At 68.9% G+C, this 19976-nt stretch carries 15 protein-coding genes; 8 read left to right on the top strand and 7 right to left on the bottom strand.

Annotated elements, in window-relative coordinates; genetic code table 11:
- Positions 1 to 99 precede the first annotated feature (99 nt).
- Complete coding sequence (locus tag DEW08_RS13675; RefSeq protein WP_245986238.1) at positions 100 to 1395, top strand: tetratricopeptide repeat protein; 1296 nt, start codon at positions 100 to 102, stop codon at positions 1393 to 1395.
- Between the two features lie 10 nt (positions 1396 to 1405).
- Here the strand turns inward: DEW08_RS13675 and DEW08_RS13670 are convergent, their stop codons facing one another.
- Together DEW08_RS13670 and DEW08_RS13665 are read right to left on the bottom strand one after the other, a co-directional pair.
- Positions 1406 to 2866, bottom strand: a complete 1461-nt coding sequence (locus DEW08_RS13670) for an alkaline phosphatase D family protein (RefSeq protein ID WP_109327945.1) — start codon at positions 2864 to 2866, stop codon at positions 1406 to 1408.
- A gap of 294 nt (positions 2867 to 3160) precedes the next feature.
- Positions 3161 to 3385 carry an anti-sigma factor family protein gene (locus DEW08_RS13665; RefSeq protein ID WP_109327944.1) on the bottom strand — a complete coding sequence of 75 codons (225 nt, stop codon included), beginning with the start codon at positions 3383 to 3385 and terminating at the stop codon, positions 3161 to 3163.
- Positions 3386 to 3787: 402 nt separating this feature from the next.
- Here DEW08_RS13665 and DEW08_RS33800 point away from each other — a divergent pair, with 402 nt between their 5' ends.
- Both DEW08_RS33800 and DEW08_RS13660 read left to right on the top strand, forming a co-directional pair.
- On the top strand, positions 3788 to 4009 hold the full coding sequence (locus tag DEW08_RS33800) for a Rossmann-fold NAD(P)-binding domain-containing protein (RefSeq protein ID WP_425429124.1): 222 nt from the start codon (positions 3788 to 3790) through the stop codon (positions 4007 to 4009).
- On the top strand, positions 3997 to 4647 hold the full coding sequence (locus tag DEW08_RS13660; protein ID WP_425429120.1) for an SDR family oxidoreductase: 651 nt from the start codon (positions 3997 to 3999) through the stop codon (positions 4645 to 4647). The genes DEW08_RS33800 and DEW08_RS13660 overlap by 13 nt, the downstream gene beginning before the upstream one ends.
- Positions 4648 to 4717: 70 nt before the next feature.
- Here DEW08_RS13660 and DEW08_RS13655 read toward each other — a convergent pair whose 3' ends face one another.
- Both DEW08_RS13655 and DEW08_RS13650 read right to left on the bottom strand, forming a co-directional pair.
- Complete coding sequence (locus DEW08_RS13655; RefSeq protein WP_109327943.1) at positions 4718 to 5191, bottom strand: sigma-70 family RNA polymerase sigma factor; 474 nt, start codon at positions 5189 to 5191, stop codon at positions 4718 to 4720.
- A gap of 476 nt (positions 5192 to 5667) precedes the next feature.
- A complete protein-coding gene (locus DEW08_RS13650; RefSeq protein ID WP_109327942.1) occupies positions 5668 to 6141 on the bottom strand; it encodes a GNAT family N-acetyltransferase in 474 nt (157 codons plus the stop codon).
- Positions 6142 to 6372: 231 nt separating this feature from the next.
- Here DEW08_RS13650 and DEW08_RS13645 point away from each other — a divergent pair, with 231 nt between their 5' ends.
- From DEW08_RS13645 to DEW08_RS13625, 5 genes are all read left to right on the top strand, one after another.
- Positions 6373 to 8874 carry a glycogen/starch/alpha-glucan phosphorylase gene (locus DEW08_RS13645; RefSeq protein WP_109327941.1) on the top strand — a complete coding sequence of 834 codons (2502 nt, stop codon included), beginning with the start codon at positions 6373 to 6375 and terminating at the stop codon, positions 8872 to 8874.
- 296 nt (positions 8875 to 9170) lie between these two features.
- Entirely contained in the window at positions 9171 to 10211 is a 1041-nt protein-coding gene (locus tag DEW08_RS13640; RefSeq protein WP_109327940.1) for an aspartate-semialdehyde dehydrogenase, read from the top strand.
- Positions 10212 to 10362: 151 nt separating this feature from the next.
- Positions 10363 to 11970 carry a peptide chain release factor 3 gene (locus tag DEW08_RS13635; protein WP_109327938.1) on the top strand — a complete coding sequence of 536 codons (1608 nt, stop codon included), beginning with the start codon at positions 10363 to 10365 and terminating at the stop codon, positions 11968 to 11970.
- A 261-nt stretch (positions 11971 to 12231) separates the two neighbouring features.
- Positions 12232 to 13800: a sensor histidine kinase gene (locus DEW08_RS13630; protein ID WP_109327936.1), complete on the top strand. Its 1569-nt coding sequence runs from the start codon at positions 12232 to 12234 to the stop codon at positions 13798 to 13800.
- Positions 13793 to 14182, top strand: coding sequence for a response regulator (locus DEW08_RS13625; protein WP_109327933.1), 390 nt, complete (start codon positions 13793 to 13795; stop codon positions 14180 to 14182). Before DEW08_RS13630 ends, DEW08_RS13625 begins: the two co-directional genes overlap by 8 nt.
- 32 nt (positions 14183 to 14214) lie before the next feature.
- On the opposite strand, the gene DEW08_RS13620 is transcribed toward DEW08_RS13625, so the two are convergent.
- From DEW08_RS13620 to DEW08_RS13610, 3 genes are all read right to left on the bottom strand, one after another.
- A complete protein-coding gene (locus DEW08_RS13620) occupies positions 14215 to 15141 on the bottom strand; it encodes a transglutaminase family protein (protein WP_245986235.1) in 927 nt (308 codons plus the stop codon).
- 4 nt (positions 15142 to 15145) lie between these two features.
- Positions 15146 to 17692, bottom strand: coding sequence for a circularly permuted type 2 ATP-grasp protein (locus DEW08_RS13615; RefSeq protein WP_109327929.1), 2547 nt, complete (start codon positions 17690 to 17692; stop codon positions 15146 to 15148).
- Positions 17693 to 17958: 266 nt separating this feature from the next.
- Positions 17959 to 19959, bottom strand: coding sequence for a di-heme-cytochrome C peroxidase (locus DEW08_RS13610; RefSeq protein WP_109327927.1), 2001 nt, complete (start codon positions 19957 to 19959; stop codon positions 17959 to 17961).
- Positions 19960 to 19976: the final 17 nt, after the last annotated feature.

The following is a 19976-nucleotide window of genomic DNA, read 5'->3' as shown; positions in this document are numbered from 1 at the left end:
CGCACCCCCCTTGCGCGGACGCCCGGGGTCAGGCAATAAACTGCGCCCCTTTCCGAACCCGGTTGACCGGGCCGGATGCTCCATTGGGGACCGGTAAGCGTGCTTCCATCCATCGACGATTGCTTTGCCCGCGGCTATGACCGCCTTTACGCCGGCGATCCGGCCGGCGCGTCCGCGGCGTTCCGCTGCGCCGTCCTGCTGGATCCCGCTGGTGGCGAGGCCTGGGCGGCGCTGGGCGAGACGCTGGCCGGGCAGCCCGGTGGTACCCCCGAAGCGATTTCAGCCTTTCAACACGCCGTTCTGCTCGATCCCGGCTCCTGGCACTGGCGGACCGGCCATGCCGAGGCGCTTCTGCGCGGCGGGCGGGCGGGGGAGGCGGTCGAGCGGTTCGCTCTCCTGGCTGCCGAGCGGCCGGATGCCGCGGTGGTTCGTCTTGGCCATGCCCGGGCGCTGGCGGCGGCGGGACGGGCCGGCGAGGCGCTTGGCGAGTACCGGGAGGCCGTCGCGCTGCGGCCGGACGACGTCGGGGCTGCGCTTGCCCTCGGCGCCCTGCTGATCGCCGAAGGCGATGCCCTGGCGGCGGCCGAACTGCTCCAACCGCTTGCCCGGCGCCATCCGGACGATGCCCGTCTGCAGCATCGCATCGGCGAGGCCTGGGTGGCGCTGCGGGAGCCGGACAAGGCCCTTGCCGCGCTGCGCCGTGCCCGAGAGCTCGATCCGGACGACGGGCATGGTGGTGCAGCTCTGATCGCCGCGCTGGAGGCCGGCGAGGGGGCGGACCTGTCCGCCGCCTATGTGCGGGCCCTGTTCGACCGCTACGCCGACCGATTCGACCGGGATCTGGTCGGCAAGCTCGGCTATGCCGCGCCGGACTTGCTGCGGGATGCCGTCGACAGGCTCGGCGGGCCGCGCGGCGGGTTGCGGGTGTTCGATCTCGGCTGCGGCACCGGGCTGGCCGGCGTCGCCTTCCGGCCGCTTGCCGGCCATCTCGCCGGCGTCGACCTGTCCCCCCGGATGGTCGACAAGGCGCGCGACCGGCGCCTCTACGATTCGCTGGAGGTCGGGGACGTCGTTGCGGCGCTGGAGTCCTCGGACGCGCCGTGGGACCTGCTGGTCGCAGCGGATGTGCTGGTCTATATCGGCGATCTCGCCCCGCTCTTCCGTGCGGCGGCCGGCCATCTCGCTGCCGGCGGCCGCTTCGCCGCGACGGTCGAGCGTCTGGAGGGGGCGGAGGCGTTCGCTCTCGGTCCGGCGCGCCGCTATGCCCATTCCGAATCCTATATCCGGACGGCGGCGCAATCCGCAGGCCTGCGCGTCCTGATGACGGAGCCCTGCACGCCGCGGCGCGAGAAGGGCGTGGGAGTGCCCGGGCTGCTCTTCGTGCTGGAGCGCTGAACCCGGGGCCTCAGATCGCCTGGGCGTAGGTGCGGCTGTCGTCCTGGACGGTCCAGCGGGCCTGAAGCTGACCCTTGCCGTCGAAGACCAGGGACACCCAGCCGCGCCCGTCGAGCAGCCGGCGTCCGCCGTCCGTGAAGCCGGGCGTTTCGAGCTGGAACCCCGGCAGCGGCTGCTCCCGCCGGGCCGCCAGATGCTCCAGCCCCCGCGCCACCCAGGGCGACGGCGGCGTGCGTCCGGCGAAGGGAGCCATCACCTGCCACATCTCCACCCCGTCGCCGCGCAGCAGGCTGCGCCCGCCGAGTCCCACGGCGCCGGACAGCATCGTGATGCGGCAGCCGGTGCGGCGGGAAAAGCCGGACAGCAGCCCGATCAGCCGCTTCCATTCCTCGGCATGGCCGCGGCTGCGCCACAGGTCGCGCAGCGCCGCGGCGTCGGCCAGCCGGTCGGGCAGGGCGGCGGCCAGGGTCTCCAGCCTGGCGGTGGACGGGAACAGCAGCGGCGTGTCGGACAGCAGGATCAGGTGGCGGGCCTCGGCGAACCGCTCCAGCCAGCCGGGCAGCAGAGACCAGACCCGGTCCGACATCACCCGCGTGCTCGTCCGCTCGCTGCGCAGGTCGAGCGCCAGCAGACCGACATCGCCCAGCAGGTGCCCTTGAGTGAAGGTGGCGCGGGCGGAGCCCCAGACGCTGTCCGGCATCGCCTCCGCCACCGCGCCGAGCTGGAACAGCGTGAAGTGCCGGCGCGCTGCCATCAGAACGGAGCGAACGACCTTGGACTGCGGATCGCTGGCAAGGTCCGGGGCGCCGTCCGGCGGTCCCCACATCATGACGGACGGGACACGGGCCAGCACCTCCGCCACCTCCGGCCGCGACCATTCCCGCAGGTAGGAGTCGAAGTAGAAGGACACCACCGCCTCGGCAAGGCCGGCCGACAGGGGGGCCGCGGCGCGCGAGCGGGCCGATTCGGCGCGCCATGCGGCAAGCTCCGGACAGTCGTCCAGCAGCCGGTCGCCCGCCATCTGTCCGCCGCCCTGCAGCAGGGCGTGGAACTTCTCGACCTGATGGCGCTGCAGCAGCGTTCGCCACGTCGAAACGGCTGCTGTGCCGGACTCGCGCCCGCCAGGGATGTCAGACGTTGCGGACCCGTAAATGTAGGCAAAGCGCAATAGCGGGGTGCGAGCCGGAACGATCAGGCGCCAGGATGGGCCGTCGGGGAAGCCATAGGTCGCCTCGGTGTCCTGGGCCCCGCGGGGAATCGCGAAATCGAAGCGCCAGACGTGCCGCTGATGCCATTGCGTGACGTGGCGTGGCGGAACGGGCAGGGTGACGCCGTCCACCCGCAGATCGTCCGGTTCCGTCTCGCCATCCAGAACAAACAGGGCGGACAGGCGCCAGCGGTCGCCCTGTTCGCCCCGCAGATACAGGACCGGTCCCAGAATGATGCGCGGTTCGCTGCGCCGGTGAGCCATGATGCTCCATCAAGTCAAAGCCGGGCGGGTCGGGCCGCGTCGGCGATCCCGTCCTGACCCAATAGCGCAATCCAGGCAGTCCGCCCAGCGACAACCACGTGCGGCAGCCACGCGGCCGCTGCGTCCGGGCAAGAAGAAAGGCGGCCGGCCTGCTCGTCCGGTCGCCTGCTCGATGCGTCGCAAACATTGTCTTTGCAGATACCTATTTGGCTGGGGCGGCCCTGTGGCGCCGGCCGCGCGGCCGGCGGTGGCGGCCTGCTCCGCCTTTTGTCCGGGCGGCCTTGTCCGGGGGGATCAGTTGCTGCGCTTGCGCAGCAGGTCCAGCATGCGGCTCGGCACGTCCTCTTCCAGGATCGGGTCGTAGAGGCGGTGCAACTCCTCGACATGCTGGCGGTGAAGCGCCAGCAGGGCCTTGGCCTCGGCATCGGTCGCCAGAGCATGTTCCAGCTCCTGGCGTTCCGCATCGTCGAGGGCGCCGTCCAAGTATGCGTTGATATGATCCATCGTCACACGCTTCATCTTCTTCGATCCCGGAGCGTCGCCGGGGTTGAGGCCCAGGGACGAGTAACAATCCGTGACACATCCGGCGTGAAATCCAGGGCCGGGAACCGGCGGCTGCGTCGCCTTACCTCTTCTTATGGGGAACGCGCCGCCGATCGCCAAGCCGTTCGGTAACGGTACATCCGCATGACCGTCACAATTCGCCCTTCCGACCGTCTCCTACCCGGTCGTAGGCCCCCTGTTCGCATGATCGTCCCCCTCTCTTCGCCTTGTTGGTCTCGCTCGCGGAAAGTAACAGCGGGTCCGGGGGTTGTTCCAGTGGCCTGCCCCTCGGAACGGCCGTGATCCACGCCTGTTGTCCGGCGGCAACGCAAGTTCCGGGGACGCTCTCCTCGGGGCCACCACGAACGGAGAGTTGCCATGTCTCAGCAGGAAGGGCGCCAGCCGCCCCAGCACCAGGACAGCCGTCCGGGCCATCAGGAGCCGATGACGCCGCAGCCGGCGGAAACCAAGCCCGGCTATCGCGGCACCGGCAAGCTGCTCGACAAGGTCGCGCTGATCACCGGCGGCGACAGCGGGATCGGCCGGTCCATCGCGGTGCTGTTCGCCCGCGAGGGGCCAAGGTCGGCATCGTCTACCTGAACGAGGATGAAGACGCCGAGGAAACCCGCCGCCTGGTCGGCGGGGAGGGACAGCCCTGCTCCCTCATCCGCGGCGACATCGGCGACGAGGAGACCTGCCGCCGCGCCGTCGCGAAGATGATCGAGGAGCATGGCCGCATCGACATCCTCATCAACAACGCCGCCGAGCAGCATCCCCAGAAATCGATCGGGGACATCACGGCGGAGCAGCTCGAGCGGACCTTCCGCACGAACATCTTCAGCCAGTTCTTCCTGGTGAAGGCCGCCCTGCCGCACATGACCGAAGGCGGCAGCATCATCAACACGACCTCGGTCACCGCCTACAAGGGCAGCCCGATGCTGCTCGACTATTCCTCGACCAAGGGCGCCATCGTCGCCTTCACCCGCTCGCTGTCGCAGGCGCTGGCGGAGCGCGGCATCCGGGTCAACGCGGTGGCGCCGGGGCCGATCTGGACGCCGCTGATTCCCTCGACCTTCCCGGAGGACAAGGTGGAATCCTTCGGCAGCGACGTGCCGATGAAGCGCGCCGGCCAGCCGGAGGAGGTGGCGACCTGCTACGTCTTCCTGGCGTCGGACGATTCGTCCTACATGACCGGGCAGGTGCTGCACCCCAACGGCGGCTCGGTGGTGAACGGCTGATCTCGGCGGGCTGATACGGGCGGCGGCTCTTTCCGGCGCAGGGCCGGGAGGAGCCGCCCCGGCCGGGGACTCAGGCGGCCATCAGGGTGTTCAGCCGCTCGCGGGCGCGGCACAGGCGGGAGCGGATGGTGCCGATCGACACGTTCAGCTTCTCCGCCGCCTCCTGATAGGGGCGGCCTTCGATGGCGACCAGCTTCACGACCTTGCGCTGGCTCGGGGTCAGGGCGGAGAAGGCGCGGTCGACGTCGCGGAAGACCAGCCGGGCGATCTGCGAGGCCTCGACCGACATCGCGCCGTCCCACAGTTCCACCTTGGTGACATGCTTGTCGCGCTGCAGGTTGTTGAAATGCAGGTTCTTCAGCATGGTGGTCAACCAAGCCTGCATATTCGTACCGGGTTCGAAACGATGCTGCCGGGAAAGGGCACGGGCAAGGCAGTCCTGGGTCAGGTCTTCGGCCGCGCTGGCGTCGCGGGTCAGTTTGCAGGCGTAGCGCTGCAGGTTCGGCATGCAGCGGATCAGTTCGGCTTCGAACGAGTACGCCATGATTGTCCTTCCTCCGGAATTCTTTTGTCGGCGGGGCTGCCGGTCCTGCGGCGCCCCTGACGGAGACGGCGGATCCCCGTCCGGCGCACGCTGGGGCGCACCGGTTCACCGGAGATCACTGCTGTCGTCGGAATTGGCTTCGGTCTTGTCGGCCGCCGCTACGAGAAGGCGGCCAGCCCCTCGGGGTCTTCGGAACGGACTGTCGTCATCGGACTCCCCATCGGTCTCCGAAAGAGCGGATCCGAAAGCGCCTTGCTGCTTCCGGAGGTGCTCCCGTTCGTGGTGCGTTGCATTCTAAACGCGGGGCCAGATGGGTTGTTCCCCAGGCGGAACGATGAAATGCGACTTCCGTGTCACGCTCCAGAAAAACCGCCGGGAAAATGCTGGGGGCGCGGCACGCGCCGATTTCGCCTTCCCACTGTGGCATCGGCGCAACCGGCGCGGCTCGGCGGCGGGCAATGGCCGCAACCGGGAGGTCAGGAGACGACAGCGACGGGGAAGCGCTTCTCCAGGCGCAGCGCGTCCGTGCCGTCTTCGTAATAATCCAGGTAGCTGGCGAACAGCCGGTAGCCGCACCTTATATATAGGGCAATGGCGGTGGTGTTGTCGCGACGCACCTCCAGGCGCATCGACCGGCAGCCGCGGCGGACCGCGGCATCCTCCGCGGCGTGCAGCAGGCGAAGCCCGAGGCCGCAGCGGCGCCGGTCCGGGTTGACGCCCAGCGACGTCAGCCGGGCAATGGTCGTTCCGGCATGGAACGCGACGATGGCATAGCCCGCGACCTGCCCATCCACCTCCCCGGCCAGGCAGAGGGCCTTGGCATGGGTCAGCGTGTAGCGGAAATTGCGCCGGTCCAGCCGGTCGGTGGCGAAGCAGCGGCGCTCCACCTCCAGCAGGGCCGGCAGGTCGGTCAGCCGGGCGGGCCGTACGATCGGAGGGGTGGATTCCACTGGCGTATCCGGGCAATGAAAGAGGGAGCCTGAGGCAGGGCGGCCTGTTGAAGAACGGAAACCCTGACCATCTTACTTCCTTTGAGCAGAGAGGAAACGGTCCTATCCCCCGACTCGGAAAGGGTTACTTAACCAACAGGCCGGACACTCCCGCCGTTAGCAACGCGGCGCCGGCCCGTTATACTGGCGCAAGACCGCCCCAACCGGTCCTTCAACGAAGAAAGCTTGGACATGGACGCTCGGTACAAGACCCGTGAAATCGAACGCCGCAGTCTCGACGTCGATGGCCTGAAACGGTCGTTCCTGGAGTGGTTGGTCTACTCGGTCGGCAAGGATGCCCGGGCGGCGACGCGGCGCGACTGGTTCCACACCGTGGCCCTGTCGGTGCGCGACCGTCTGGTCGACCGCTGGATGGACACCACCCGCCGCTATTACCAGGAGGACGCCAAGCGGGTCTATTACCTGTCCCTGGAATTCCTGATCGGCCGGCTGCTGACCAACAGCCTGTCCAACCTGGGGATCATGGAGGAGTGCCGGCAGGCGCTCGACCGGCTGGGCCTGTCGATGGACGAGGTGATCGATGCCGAGCCCGACGCGGCGCTGGGCAACGGCGGCCTCGGCCGCCTCGCCGCCTGCTTCCTCGACAGCATGGCGACGCAGGCCCTGCCCGGCTACGGCTACGGCATCCGCTACGAATTCGGCCTGTTCGAGCAGCGCTTCGAGCATGGCTGGCAGGTCGAGTATCCGGAGCAGTGGCTGCAGTTCGGCAACCCGTGGGAGTTCCCGCGGCCGGAGGTGCTGTATCCCGTGCAGTTCTACGGCCGCGTCGAGGAGTTCCGCGACAGCGTCGGCGAGAAGGCCTACCGCTGGGTGGATGCCGAGCGCGTGCTGGCGATGGCCTACGACACGCCGGTGGTCGGCTACAGCGGCGAGACGATCAACACGCTGCGCCTGTGGTCGGCGCGGGCGACGCGCGACTTCAACTTCGGCCACTTCAACGACGGCGCCTACATGAAGGCGGTCGAGCAGAAGGTGCTGTCCGAGAATCTGAGCCGCGTCCTCTACCCGAACGACGCGACGGAGACGGGCAAGGAACTCCGCTTCAAGCAGGAGTATTTCTTCACCTCCGCCTCGCTGCAGGACATCCTGCGGCGCTTCCTGCAGCACCACAACAACTTCGACGATCTGCCGTCGAAGGCGGCGATCCAGCTCAACGACACCCACCCGGCCATCGGCATCGCCGAGATGATGCGCCTGCTGGTCGACCAGCATGCGGTGCGCTGGGACCGCGCCTGGGACATTACCCGCGCCACCTTCGCCTACACCAACCACACCCTGCTGCCGGAGGCCCTGGAAGCCTGGCCGGTGCGGATGGTGGAGCGCGTCCTGCCGCGGCACATGCAGATCATCTACGAGATCAACGCCCGCTTCCTGAACCGCTCCAAGGCGCGGGCGGCCGGCGACAACGCCCGGCTGGCCCGGCTGTCGCTGATCGACGAGCGCGGCGACCGCCGCGTGCGCATGGGCAACCTGGCCTTCCTCGGCTCGCACAAGGTCAACGGCGTCTCGGCGCTGCACACCGACCTGATGAAGCAGACGGTCTTCGCCGACTTCCACCAGGAATTCCCCGACCGCATCACCAACAAGACCAACGGCATCACCCCGCGCCGCTGGCTGAAGCAGGCCAACCCCGCCCTGTCCGAACTGATCACCAGCCGGATCGGCGACGGCTGGATCCATGACCTCGGCCAGCTCACCTCCCTGGTGGAGAAGGCGGACGACGTGGTGTTCCGCGAGGAGTTCCGCCGGGCCAAGCGCAAGAACAAGAAGCGGCTCGCCGCCTACATCGCCCGCCAGACCGGCGTCGAGGTGCAGGTGGACAGCATCTTCGACGTGCAGGTCAAGCGCATGCACGAGTACAAGCGCCAGCTCCTGAATCTGCTGCATGCGGTGGCGCTCTACAACGAGATGCGCGACAACCCCATGGTCTCCTGGGTGCCGGTCACCAAGATCTTCGCCGGCAAGGCGGCGCCGTCCTACCACATGGCCAAGCTGATCATCAAACTGATCAACGACGTGGCCAAGGTGGTGAACCACGACCCGGCGGTGCACGACAACCTGAAGATCGTCTATCTGCCGAACTACAACGTCACGGCGGCGGAGATCATCATGCCGGCCGCCGACCTGTCGGAGCAGATCTCGACCGCCGGCCTGGAGGCCTCGGGCACCGGCAACATGAAGCTGGCGCTGAACGGCGCCCTGACCATCGGGACGCTCGACGGCGCCAACGTCGAAATCCGCGAGCATGTCGGTTCCGACAACATCTTCATCTTCGGCCTGACCGCCGAGGAGGTCGCCGACCTGAAGGCCGGCGGCGGCTTCAACCCGCGCGAGGTGATCGCGTCCAACCCCAGCCTGAAGCGGGCGCTGGACATGATCTCCACCGGCGTCTTCTCGCCCGAGGATCCCAACCGCTACCATCCGATCCTGCAGGCGCTGACCGATGGCGGCGACCATTTCCTGGTGACGGCGGACTTCGCCGACTACTGCCGGGCGCAGGAGGCGGCGATGGAGCTGTACCGCGATCCGGAGGAATGGACGCGCAAGGCGATCCTGAACACCGCGAACATGGGCTGGTTCTCCTCCGACCGTACGGTCAACGAGTATGCCCAGGAGATCTGGGAGGTGAAGCCGGTGCGCGCGGTCGACGACGGCGGCGAGGGGTTCCGCTGATCCGCGATCATGGCGGCCGTGTTCCGGGAAATCCGGGCCGGCCGCCCTTTCGAGAGAAGCTTGCGCTTTACAAGGCCGAACCGTTCGGATAAGTACTCACCCATGATCCGCATGACCACCACCACGACCACTACCAAAAAAGCGACTCGCCTCGGCGGGCCGTCTTGTGGCGTGTGCTGATCGGTCGAACCAGCGTTTCACCCACCACGAGGCCCCGCCGGATCCGGACGGGGCCTTCGTTGTTTTCGGGGGCCGCGATCCGCACCGGAAACACCAGGAACAGGACGGAACTCCCGATGAGCAGCCAACCCAGCAACCCCGCCGCCTCCCCCCGCCGCGTCGCCATCGTCGGTGCCACCGGCGCCGTCGGCCGCGAGATGGTCAGCGTTCTCCACCGCCGCAACTTCCCGGTCGCCGAGCTCGGCCTGTTCGCGTCCGAGCGCAGCGCCGGCAAGGTGATGGAGACCCCCTACGGCGCGCTGACCCTGCAGGCCTTCGATCCGGCGGTGGTGAAGGGCTATGACGTGGTTCTGCTGGCGGTGTCGGGCGATTTCGCCAAGCAGCACGCCCCGGCGCTGGCCGAGGGCGGGGCGCTGGTCATCGACAACTCGTCGGCCTTCCGCTACGACGCCGACATCCCGCTGATCGTGCCGGAGATCAACGCGCACGTCTTCCGCCAGGCCTACGCCGCGGGCAGCCGGCTGATCGCCAACCCCAACTGCACCACGGCCATCGCCGTCGTGGCGCTCGGCCCGCTGCACAAGGCCTTCGGCCTGAAGCGCGTCATCGTCTCCACCTACCAGGCGACCAGCGGCGCCGGTGCCGAGGGCATGGCGGAGCTGGAGGAGCAGACGCGCAACCAGCTCGACGGCAAGCCGGTCACCAACAGCGTCTTCCGCCATCCGATCCCCTTCAACCTGATCCCCCAGATCGACGCCTTCCAGGAGAACGGCTACACGAAGGAGGAGATGAAGGTCACCTGGGAGACGCGGAAGATCATGGAGGTCCCGGACCTGCCGGTGAGCTGCACCGCCGTCCGCATCCCGACCTACCGCGCCCATTCCGAGGCGATCACGATCGAGACGATCCAGCCGGTCACGCCGGACGCCGCCCGTGCGGTGCTGGCGGACGCGCCGGGCGTGACGGTGACGGACGATCCGGCCAACGGCGTCTATCCGATGCCGCTGAACGCCACCGGCCAGTTCGACGTCGAGGTCGGCCGCATCCGCAGCAGCCTGATCTTCGGCGACCACGGCCTCGACCTGTTCGTCTGCGGCGACCAGCTCCTGAAGGGCGCGGCGCTGAACGCGGTGCAGATCGCCGAGCTGGCTCTCTGAATCTTGTTGTGCGACGGGCGCCGGAAGGCTCTTCGGCTCTTTAACCCGGTGCCCGGCACTGTTATCTATACGGCTGAATGAACAGGGCCGCGGGGCGGATGCCGCTCCCGGCCCTTTTCTCCGTCTTTCGCATCAGGTACGGGATTCGCGGATGTCCGAGCTTCAGGACGCTGTTTCCCGGCGTCGAACCTTCGCGATCATCGCGCACCCCGACGCCGGCAAGACCACCCTCACCGAAAAGCTGCTTCTGTTCGGCGGTGCCATCCAGATGGCCGGCGCCGTGAAGGCGCGCGGCGAGCAGCGCCGCGCCAAGTCCGATTGGATGAAGGTGGAGCGCGAGCGCGGCATCTCCGTCACCGCATCGGTGATGACCTTCGACTATGACGGCCGCACCTTCAACCTGCTGGACACGCCGGGCCACGAGGACTTCTCGGAGGACACCTACCGCACGCTGACCGCGGTCGATTCCGCCGTGATGGTCATCGACGGCGCCAAGGGTATCGAGAGCCAGACGCTGAAGCTGTTCGAGGTCTGCCGTCTGCGCGACGTGCCGATCATGACCTTCTGCAACAAGATGGACCGCGAGGCCCGCGATCCCTTCGACCTGATCTCGGAGATCGAGAGCACGCTGGCGCTGGAGGTCACCCCGGCGAGCTGGCCGATCGGCATGGGCCGCGACTTCCTCGGCTGCTACGACCTGATCCGCGACCGCCTGATCCTGATGGACCGCACCAAGGGCGACGAGGTCGACGCGGGCATCGAGTGCCAGGGTCTCGACGATCCGAAGCTGGACGAGCTGCTGCCGGCCCATGCCGTCGCCAAGCTGCGCGAGGATGTGGAGATGGCGCGCGGCCTGATGCCGCCCTTCGACCTGGAATCCTATCGCGCCGGCCACCTGACGCCGATCTATTTCGGCTCGGCGATCAACAACTTCGGTGTGCGCGAGCTGCTGCGCGGGCTGGCGGAGAGCGCGCCGTCGCCGCGGCCCCAGCCGGCCGAGCCGCGCACCGTCGAGCCGGACGAGGAGAAGCTGACCGGCTTCGTCTTCAAGGTCCAGGCCAACATGGATCCCAACCACCGCGACCGCATCGCCTTCGTGCGCATCTGCTCCGGCAAGTACAAGCGCGGGGCCAAGCTGAAGCACATCCGCTCCGGCAAGACGATGGCGGTGAACAACGCCGTGCTGTTCCTCGCCCGCGACCGCGAGCTGGCGGAGGAGGCCTGGCCCGGCGACATCATGGGCATCCCCAACCACGGGACGCTGCGCATCGGCGATACGCTGACCGAGGGGGAGGAGCTGCGCTTCACCGGCGTGCCGAGCTTCGCGCCGGAACTGCTGCAGCGCGTGCGCCCCGACGACCCGATGCGCGTGAAGCACCTGCGCAAGGCGCTGGAGCATTTCGCGGAGGAGGGGGCATCCCAGGTCTTCAAGCCGCTGACCGGAGCCGACTGGGTGGTCGGCGTCGTCGGCCAGCTCCAGTTCGAGGTGCTGGCCGCCCGCATCGAGGCGGAATACGGCATCGCCGCCCGGTTCGAAGGGGCCGGTCTCGACGCCGCCCGCTGGGTGGAGACCGACGACAAGGTCCAGCTCGAGAAGTTCATCGACCTCAACCGGTCCGCGCTGGCGGAGGATCATGACGGCGCGCTGGTCTTCCTGGCGCGCAACGCCTGGCATCTCAACCGGGCACAGGAAGACTATCCGGCTCTGCGGTTCCTCAAGACCCGGGAACAGAACCGCAAGGTGCATACTGCGGTATGAGGCGTGCGGCGGGGGAGAGTGGGGGCCGGTTATTCCCCCTTTCCTTCGCCGTCATGGTCTTCAGCAGGCGTTATTTTGGCGGTCCGGCGGCTCCTGCGCATTCTATTGCTTTCGGCACAGAGTCCTGCTGAAAGCCAACTTGACTTGCCGGGCATGGGCGACAAGCTTCGATTGATGGCCGGCGGGGTTTCGTCGCGCGACGGCGGCAGTTGTTTCGCGGGAGCGGTGTGACGGGGCGGTCCGGAGAGGGCAAGGGTAAGCATGGCGACTGGGATTGAAACGCTTCTGGATGCCAGCGGATTCGTCCCGCACGGGGTGTGTCTGCTCTGGCAGCCGGAGATCCTCGCTCTGCATGTCTCGTCCGACGTGCTGATCGGCCTGTCCTACTACTCCATCCCGGTCACGCTGCTCTACTTCGTGCATCGCCGCCGCGACGTCGCCTTCGGCTGGCTGGCGCTGCTGTTCGCCGTCTTCATCCTGGCCTGCGGCACCACCCACTTCTTCAGCGTCTGGACGCTGTGGAACGCCGACTATGTGACGGAGGGGGTGATCAAGGCGATCACCGCCATCGCCTCGCTGCTCACCGCCGTGACGCTCTGGCTGCTGATGCCGCGGCTGCTCGCCCTGCCGAGCCCGCGCCAGATGGCCGAGACCAACGCCGCCCTGCAGCGCGAGGTGGAGATCCGCCGCCTTGCCGAGCTGCGCTACGCCGGCTTCTTCAACAACATGACGGAGGCGCTGTTCATCGTCTCGGTCCGGCCGGACGGCCGGTTCGTGTTCGACGCGCTGAATCCCGCCCATGTCCGCCTCACCGGCCTGGACCCCGAGCAGGTCTGCGGCCGTCCGGTGGAGGAGGCCCTGGAGCCTGAGGTCGCCCGCGCCGTGCTCGCCCGCTACCTCGAATGCTGCGCCCTCGACCGGACGCTCGACTATGAAGAGACGCACGAGCTGCCGGTCGGGCGGCGCACCTATCACACCGTGCTCGTCCCGGTCCATGATCCGGAGGGGCGGATCATCCAGATCCTCGGCAGCTCCCGCGACATCACCGAGCGCAAGCGCTTCCAGGAGGACATGATCCAGACCTCCAAGCTGGTGACGCTCGGCACGCTGGCCGCCGGCCTCGCCCACGAGATGAGCCAGCCGCTGAACGTCATCCGCATGTGGGCGGACAACCTGCTGGCCCGCGTGCGCGACGGTCAGGTCGATACCAACCGCATCGACCATGTCCTGACCCTGATCGGCGAGCAGACCGAGCGGGTGGGCAAGCTGATCGACAATGTCCGCACCTTCGGTCGCCACGACGGCGGTGGCGCGCGGCAGTTCCGCCCGAGCGACAGCGTGCGCCATGCCGTCGCGCTCGTCGCCAACCAGTTCGCGGCGGAGGACATTGCCGTGACGGTCGACGCCGACGGCGACAGCGAGGTGCAGGGGCGGCCGCTCTATCTGGAGCAACTCGTCCTCAACCTGCTGTCCAACGCCCGGGACGCGATCGTCGAGCGGCGCGTCACCGGCCACGAGGCCGGCCGCATCGAAGTGGCGATGCGGGAGGATTTCGCCCGCGGCACCGTGACCATCTCCGTCGTCGACGATGGCGGCGGCATCGACCCGGCGATCATGCCGCACATCTTCGATCCCTTCTTCACGACCAAGGATGTCGGCAAGGGAACCGGCCTCGGCCTCTCCGTGGGCTACGGCATCGTGGAGACCATGCACGGCCGCATCGAGGCGTCCAACCTGGAGTATGGCAGCGGGCGGCGCGGGGCGCGCTTCACCGTGACGCTCCCCGTCCAGTCCCGCTTGTCCTACGACCAGGAGTTGGCCCATGCCTGACCTGCCGCACATCCTTGTTGCCGAGGACGAGGCGCTGGCCGCCATGGCCCTTGAGGACTTCCTGTCCTACAAGGGCTTCCGGGTGACCGTCGCCTATGACGGGCAGGAAGCGATGGAGCGGCTGCTGCAGGACCGGGCCGACGCGCTGGTCACCGACCTGCGCATGCCGCGCAAGGACGGCCAGACCCTGATCCGCGAGGTGCGGGCGCTCGACACCCGGCTTCCCGTGGTGGTGATGACCGGCTACCTGACGCCCGAGACCGGCGACAACGACCTGATGCAGGACCGCTGGAAGCCGCTGGAGGTCCTGCGCAAGCCGGTCAGCCCGGTGGTGATCCTCAACACGCTCCAGCGGATGCTCGGCCTGCCGCTCACCACCTGACGCCCTTCGTCTGGCGCCTCCCGGGCGGGTGGTCAGGCGCCCGACAGCGGCTCCACATCCACGCTGACCGACAGGCCGTGTCCGGCCCCGCCCATCAGCACCCCGCGGGCCGGGCTGACGTCGTCGTAATCGCGGCCCCAGGCTATGGTGACGAAATCCTGGTTCACCACCAGGTTGTTGGTCGGGCAGAGGTCCAGCCAGCCCTGCGGTCCGCACCACACCGACGCCCAGGCATGGCTGACGTCGGCGCCGATCCGGCGCGGCTGTCCCGGCGGCGGCAGGGTGCGCAGATAGCCGGAGACATAGCGGGCCGGCAGCCCGACGGACCTCGCGCAGCCGATCACGATCTGGGCGAAGTCCTGGCAGACGCCGCGATGGTGCTTCATCACCTCGGCCAGCGGCGTCGCGACGGTGGTGGCGCTGGGGTCGAAGGTGAATTCGGCGTTGATGCGGCGCATCAGGTCGACCGCCGCCTCCGCCACCGGCCGGCCGGCGGTGAAGGAGATGCAGGCGTAGGCGAGCAGCTCCGGGCTGGCCGAGACCAGCGCGCTGTCGAAGGCATACTGGCCGATCTCGGCGCCGTCGTCCGGACCGGGCAGCGCCCGCAGGCTGTCGCGCACCTGCTCCCAAGGCGGCGAGGCCGACGGATCGGGCTGCGGCAGCAGGAAGACCTCCACCTCGCTGTCGGCGGTGATGGTGAAGGTGCGATGCGGCTCCTGCACCGCGACATAGGTGACCGTGTTGCCGAAATAGTCGGTCCGGTCGCTGCGCACCGCCGGCACCGGGTCGATGGTCAGCGTGCTGCGCCGGACGCGTTGGCGCGGGTGGGCGCGCGCCGTCAGGTGCAGCAGATGGTGGGAGATCGGCACCTCCTCGCCATAATCGTAGGCCGTGACGTGGCGCACGCGGTAGCGCACGGCCGGCGGCGCCAGACCGGGCAGATAGGTCGGGGCGTCCACCGCCTCAGGCTGATCTGGCGAAGGCATGGCTGAAATAGGCGTGGGCCAGGAAGTTGGAGACGTCGGGCAGGCTGGTCGCCAGCGAGTCCAGCAGCGCATGCAGCGCCTCGCTGGAGCGCAGCGCCTCGGCCTTGCGCAGCGAGGCGCGGGCGGAGGTGACGATGGGCAGGGCACCGCCGGTCGGGTCGGCGGCGCTGCCGGAGCCGCGGCCGGGAAGCTGGCCGATGTGGCGCTCCAGCGCGGCGAGCTGGAAGGCCAGCGCCCGCGGGTTGGTCTCGTCGGCCAGCAGCAGTTCCAGGACCGGGGTGCGCTGCACGCTGGTCAGGTAGCGGGCGCGATAGGTCATCACGCTCTCGCCCAGTTCCAGCAGCACGGCGAGCCCTGCGGACTGCATCGCCTCGTCCCGGCGGTCGAGGTCGGCGACCTGCGTTCCGCGCATCACCCCGACGATGTGCAGCGCCCGCTCGATCCGCCGCCCGATGTCGAGGAAGCGCCAGCCGGGGCCGCGCGTCATGCTTTCCTGCATCAGCCCGGCGATGGCCGCCAGGCTCGTCATGATGTCGTCCATCCGCAGCAGCAGTTCGGCGGAATCGAGCCGGTGGCGCGGCGGCAGGCTCTGCCGGTCGATCGTCGTGATGACCCGCCACATGTCGAGCGACAGGCGGTCGCGCACCGTGTAGGCCGTGCGGTGCAGCCGCATCACCTGGGTGCGCAGGCTGTTCGGATGGTCCGGGTCGGTGACGGCGGCATAGAGCGCGTTGCGCAGGGCCCGCGTTCCGGTCCGTTCCGGCGCCTGCGACAGCTCCTGCGGCACCATGCCTTCCCAGGCCAGCAGTTGCAGCAGCGGGCGGAGCTGGGCCATGGCGCCGGGCAGGTCGCCTTCCGTCAGGCGGGTCTGGGTGGCGCGCAGCAGCCGCACCGCTCCCTCCGACCGTTCGGCATAGCGGCCCATCCAGAACAGCCCGTCGGCGACCCGGCTCGGCAGGTCGTTGGCGGCCGGCCGGGCGATCACCGGGGCAAGCTCCGCCGTCGCCGGCCGGGGCTGGGCGGCACCGGAATCGCTGCGGCGGGGGGAGAGGATCCAGGTGTCCTTGCTGCCGCCGCCGCTCTGCATCGAGACGACCAGCCGTCCCGCCTCGGTCGAAACGCGGGTCAGCCCGCCGGGCATCACCGCATAGCCGCCGTTGGGCGTGGCGCAGACGAAGACGCGCAGCACCAGAGGCCGCGGCTGCAGCCTGCCCTCGTGCCAGACCGGGGCGGTCGACAGGGCCATCTGCTCCTGCGCCACATAATACCAGGGGCGCTGCCGGATGCGCTCCACCAGCCCGGCGCGCTCGGCGGCGGAGAGGGCGGAGCCGAAGATCGGCTCGAAGGACAGGGACGGGAAGGCCGGCTTGACCACCAGCCCGTCGAGATGGTCGATGACGTAGGCCCGTTCGGCGTCGTTGCCGCACCACCAGCTCGCCACGCCGGGCAGCCGCAGCTCCTCGCCCAGCAGGTGGCGGCACAGCGTCGGCAGCGACGACTTCATCGCCATCGACTCCAGCAGGCCGGAGCCGAGCGCGTTCGCCACCACCACCGTGCCGGCGCGCACCGCCTCGATCAGCCCGGCGACGCCCAGCGAGCTGTCGGCCCGCAGTTCCAGCGGGTCGGCGAAGTCGGCGTCCAGCCGGCGCAGGATGACGTCCACCGGCTCCAGCCCCGACAGGGTCTTCAGGAACACCTGCCGGTCGCGCACCGTCAGGTCGGCCCCCTCCACCAGCGTGATGCCGAGGTAGCGGGCGAGGTAGACATGCTCGAAATAGGTCTCGTTGTAGGGGCCGGGGGTCAGCAGGACGACGCGCGGCCGGTCCCGCCGCGGGGCAAGCGACAGCAGCGTGTCCTTGAAGGTCTCGAAGAAGGGGGCCAGCCGCTCCACCTGGCAGTGGCGCAGGCTGTCGGGCAGCACCTTCGCCATCACCGCCCGGTTTTCCAGGGCATAGCCGCTGCCGCTCGGCGCCTGGGTGCGGTCGGACAGCACCCACCAGCGCCCGTCGGGCGCCCGGGCGAGGTCGGCGGCGTAGAAATGCAGGTGGATGTCGTTGGGCACCCGGATGCCGTGCACCGCCCGGCGGAAGCCCGGATCGGCATGGATCACCGCATGGGGCAGCCGGCCGAAGCGGGTCAGCGTCTGCGGGCCGTACAGGTCGGTCAGGATGGCGTTCAGCAGCGTCGCGCGCTGGATCAGCCCCGATTCGATGGCCTTCCACTCGTGCGCCTGCAGCAGCAGCGGCATCATGTCGAGCGGCCATGGCCGCTCCATCCCCTTGGGATCGCCGTAGATGTTGTAGGTGACGCCGTTCTGGTGCAGCAGGCGCCGCGCCTCTTCCCAGCGGACCGCCATCAGGTCGGGGTCGAGCGGACCGAGCGTCCCCATGAAGGTCTGCCAGTGCGGCCGCAGCCGGCCCTGGCCGGTGACCATCTCGTCATAGACCGGACCGCTGCCATAGCCGATGGCGTCCGCCTCGCCGAACAGCGATCCCTGGCCGAACGGCACCGGCTGAGGTCCCATCAGGGGAGCCGTTTCGGGGAAAGGGGGGGCGGTCTCGGTCAAGGTCTCGTCGGACGGTCGTTAGGCCATGTGGTTGTTTGCACTGTGAACGTCCCGCGGCGGCGATGCAAGGACGGCGGCTGCGGCGGCAGGTCCCGCCCCCCGGCGATCCCGGCCGCCAGATGCCGGCCGTCCCCCGGCCGTCCCTCCGCCGTGCTCCGGAAAGCAGACGGGCGCGGGGGTGCCCGCGCCCGAAGCCTGCCGGCCGCTGTCGAGGCGTCAGGCCCTTACAGCGACTTCACATACTCGATGAGCTGCCAGCGCTGCTCGTCCGACAGGTCCTTGCCGAAGTCGTGGCCGGTGTTGCGGTTGCCCGGCTTGGTCGTGTCGAAGACGAAGCTGTTGTCCTGCGCCGCGGTGTCGACGCCGACCTTCACCGGGTCGATCGCCGTGGTTCCCATCCGGAAGCTGACCGACCGCTTCTCCGGCGGCAGCAGCATCTCATAGAGGTTGGGGACCGAGCCGTTGTGCATGTAAGGGGCGGTCGCCCACACGCCGTCCAGCGGGCGCGCCTTGTAGGCGAGCAGCGACATCACCGTCTCGGCCAGCTTGGCGGTGGTGTCGGCGGCGGCCTCGGCGGTCGCCTCCGGGCTGACGGCCTGGACCTCGCCGCCCTTCTGCCTGGCGAGGACGCTCAGCAGCTTGCGGTGATCGTCGGTCATCGCAGCCCCCTTCTTCACCAGCGGCGTGGTGTCGAAGACCGGCTTGGCATACTTGCCCGATTTGGCGGACGCGGCGGTCCATCCACCCTCCGGCGCGCCCTTCCAGGGCGGCGGGGCCTTGTCGCCCAGCAGCAGATCCTCGATCAGGCCGGGCTCGCGGGCGATGTCGCCGAAGATCGCGCCGATGACGGCGTTCGACAGCAGGTTCGCCGCGAGATCCGGATTGTCGAGCGGGGCGCCGCCCAGCAGCTTCGGCGGCATGGCGACGCCGGCGATGACGCCGGTGTCGACCTTCCGGCAGACGGCGTCCAGCGCCATCTTCGGATCGGCGGCGTAGTTGACCGACACCAGCCCCTTGGCCACCGCGGCATCGACGCCGGCCGCGCACATCGTCATGTAGGCGGCCAGGACGGCCTGCGGATCCTTCGGCTTCGGCCAGTTGAACAGCGGCACCATGGTGATCGGCGCCGTGTCATAGCCCTTCTCCCGCGGCAGGACGGCGTGGCAGCTCCCGCAGGTCCGCGTGTAGATCTCCTCGCCGGCGGCGGCCTTGATCGGGTCGATGCGGCCGGCCACCTGCTCCGGCCACAGCGGCGAGCGCAGGGCGCGGAGCTGGTTCTCCATCGCCACCAGGTTCCGGCCGCGGACGGTGGAGGAGTAGTAGTAATGGGCGGCGTCCGCCGGCGGCTTCAGCGTGATCTTGCCGAACACGCCCAGCACCTCGCCGGCGTTGCGGCCCAGCGCGTCGAAGGCGGTCTTGTTGTCCAGCAGCCCGTTCCACTGCACCTTCGGCTGGTGCGCCGCATCCCACAGGTAGGGATAGCTGACCGGCGCATTGGGCGCCCGGTTGTTCTTCGGCAGATTGAGGTCGATCGCCGAGACGCGGTTGAAGATCATGCCGAAGGCGTCGGTGCGCATCGGTCCCCAGGGGGTGTCCGGCGTGCTGGCCGCGACGAACGCGGCGAAGCTCTTGTCGAAGCTCTTCAGCTTGGCCGCCAGCGAGATGCGCTTGCCGACCGGCGCATTGGGGCCGAGCACGCGCTCGGCGAAGGCGGCGAACCGCGCCTCGTCCGTCGCGGTGGCGTGGACCGCCTTGCTCAGCCCGTCGATGAAGGCGTAGAGGTCGCCGGTGGTGACGGCGCCGTCGACGCGGATCGTCCTGCCGTTGATGCGCACGTCGCCGGTATGGCAGGCGGCGCAGGTCATGCCGATCCAGGCCGACCCGTCGGCATCCTTGTCCTGGGCGAAGCCGACCGGCAGGCGGTCGGGGTTCCACTTGCCGGGGCTGCCCGCCAGATAGCCGAAGCGCGTCGTCACGCTCTCGACGAAGGGCTTGCCGGTGGCGGGATCGACCAGCGCCATGAACCAGTCGTAGGGCATGATCTGCGAGCCCTGCGTGGTATTATAGTACCACTGGCGGGCGTCCTGGTCCCAGTTCTGGTCCAGGTACCAGATGCCGCCGATCTCGGTCAACGGCTTCAGCGTGGTGGTGCGCGGCGGCGCCGGCGGCTGGTCGGCGCAGGCGTTCAGCAGCAGTGCCGCGGCGGCAAGATGGATCCTCGTCATCCCGGTCCATTCCCCTT

It is taken from the genome of Azospirillum thermophilum (assembly GCF_003130795.1).
Lineage (GTDB): Bacteria > Pseudomonadota > Alphaproteobacteria > Azospirillales > Azospirillaceae > Azospirillum > Azospirillum thermophilum.
This window is presented reverse-complemented; position numbering and strand designations above follow the sequence as displayed.

Coding starts and splice junctions, on each gene's coding strand:
- DEW08_RS13670 (WP_109327945.1), bottom strand. CDS start 2,866: ATGGCTCACCGGCGCAGCGAACCGCGCATCATTCTGGGACCGGTCCTG.
- DEW08_RS13665 (WP_109327944.1), bottom strand. CDS start 3,385: ATGAAGCGTGTGACGATGGATCATATCAACGCATACTTGGACGGCGCC.
- DEW08_RS33800 (WP_425429124.1), top strand. CDS start 3,788: ATGTCTCAGCAGGAAGGGCGCCAGCCGCCCCAGCACCAGGACAGCCGT.
- DEW08_RS13655 (WP_109327943.1), bottom strand. CDS start 5,191: ATGGCGTACTCGTTCGAAGCCGAACTGATCCGCTGCATGCCGAACCTG.
- DEW08_RS13645 (WP_109327941.1), top strand. CDS start 6,373: ATGGACGCTCGGTACAAGACCCGTGAAATCGAACGCCGCAGTCTCGAC.
- DEW08_RS13640 (WP_109327940.1), top strand. CDS start 9,171: ATGAGCAGCCAACCCAGCAACCCCGCCGCCTCCCCCCGCCGCGTCGCC.
- DEW08_RS13635 (WP_109327938.1), top strand. CDS start 10,363: ATGTCCGAGCTTCAGGACGCTGTTTCCCGGCGTCGAACCTTCGCGATC.
- DEW08_RS13630 (WP_109327936.1), top strand. CDS start 12,232: ATGGCGACTGGGATTGAAACGCTTCTGGATGCCAGCGGATTCGTCCCG.
- DEW08_RS13625 (WP_109327933.1), top strand. CDS start 13,793: ATGCCTGACCTGCCGCACATCCTTGTTGCCGAGGACGAGGCGCTGGCC.
- DEW08_RS13615 (WP_109327929.1), bottom strand. CDS start 17,692: ATGGGACCTCAGCCGGTGCCGTTCGGCCAGGGATCGCTGTTCGGCGAG.
- DEW08_RS13610 (WP_109327927.1), bottom strand. CDS start 19,959: ATGACGAGGATCCATCTTGCCGCCGCGGCACTGCTGCTGAACGCCTGC.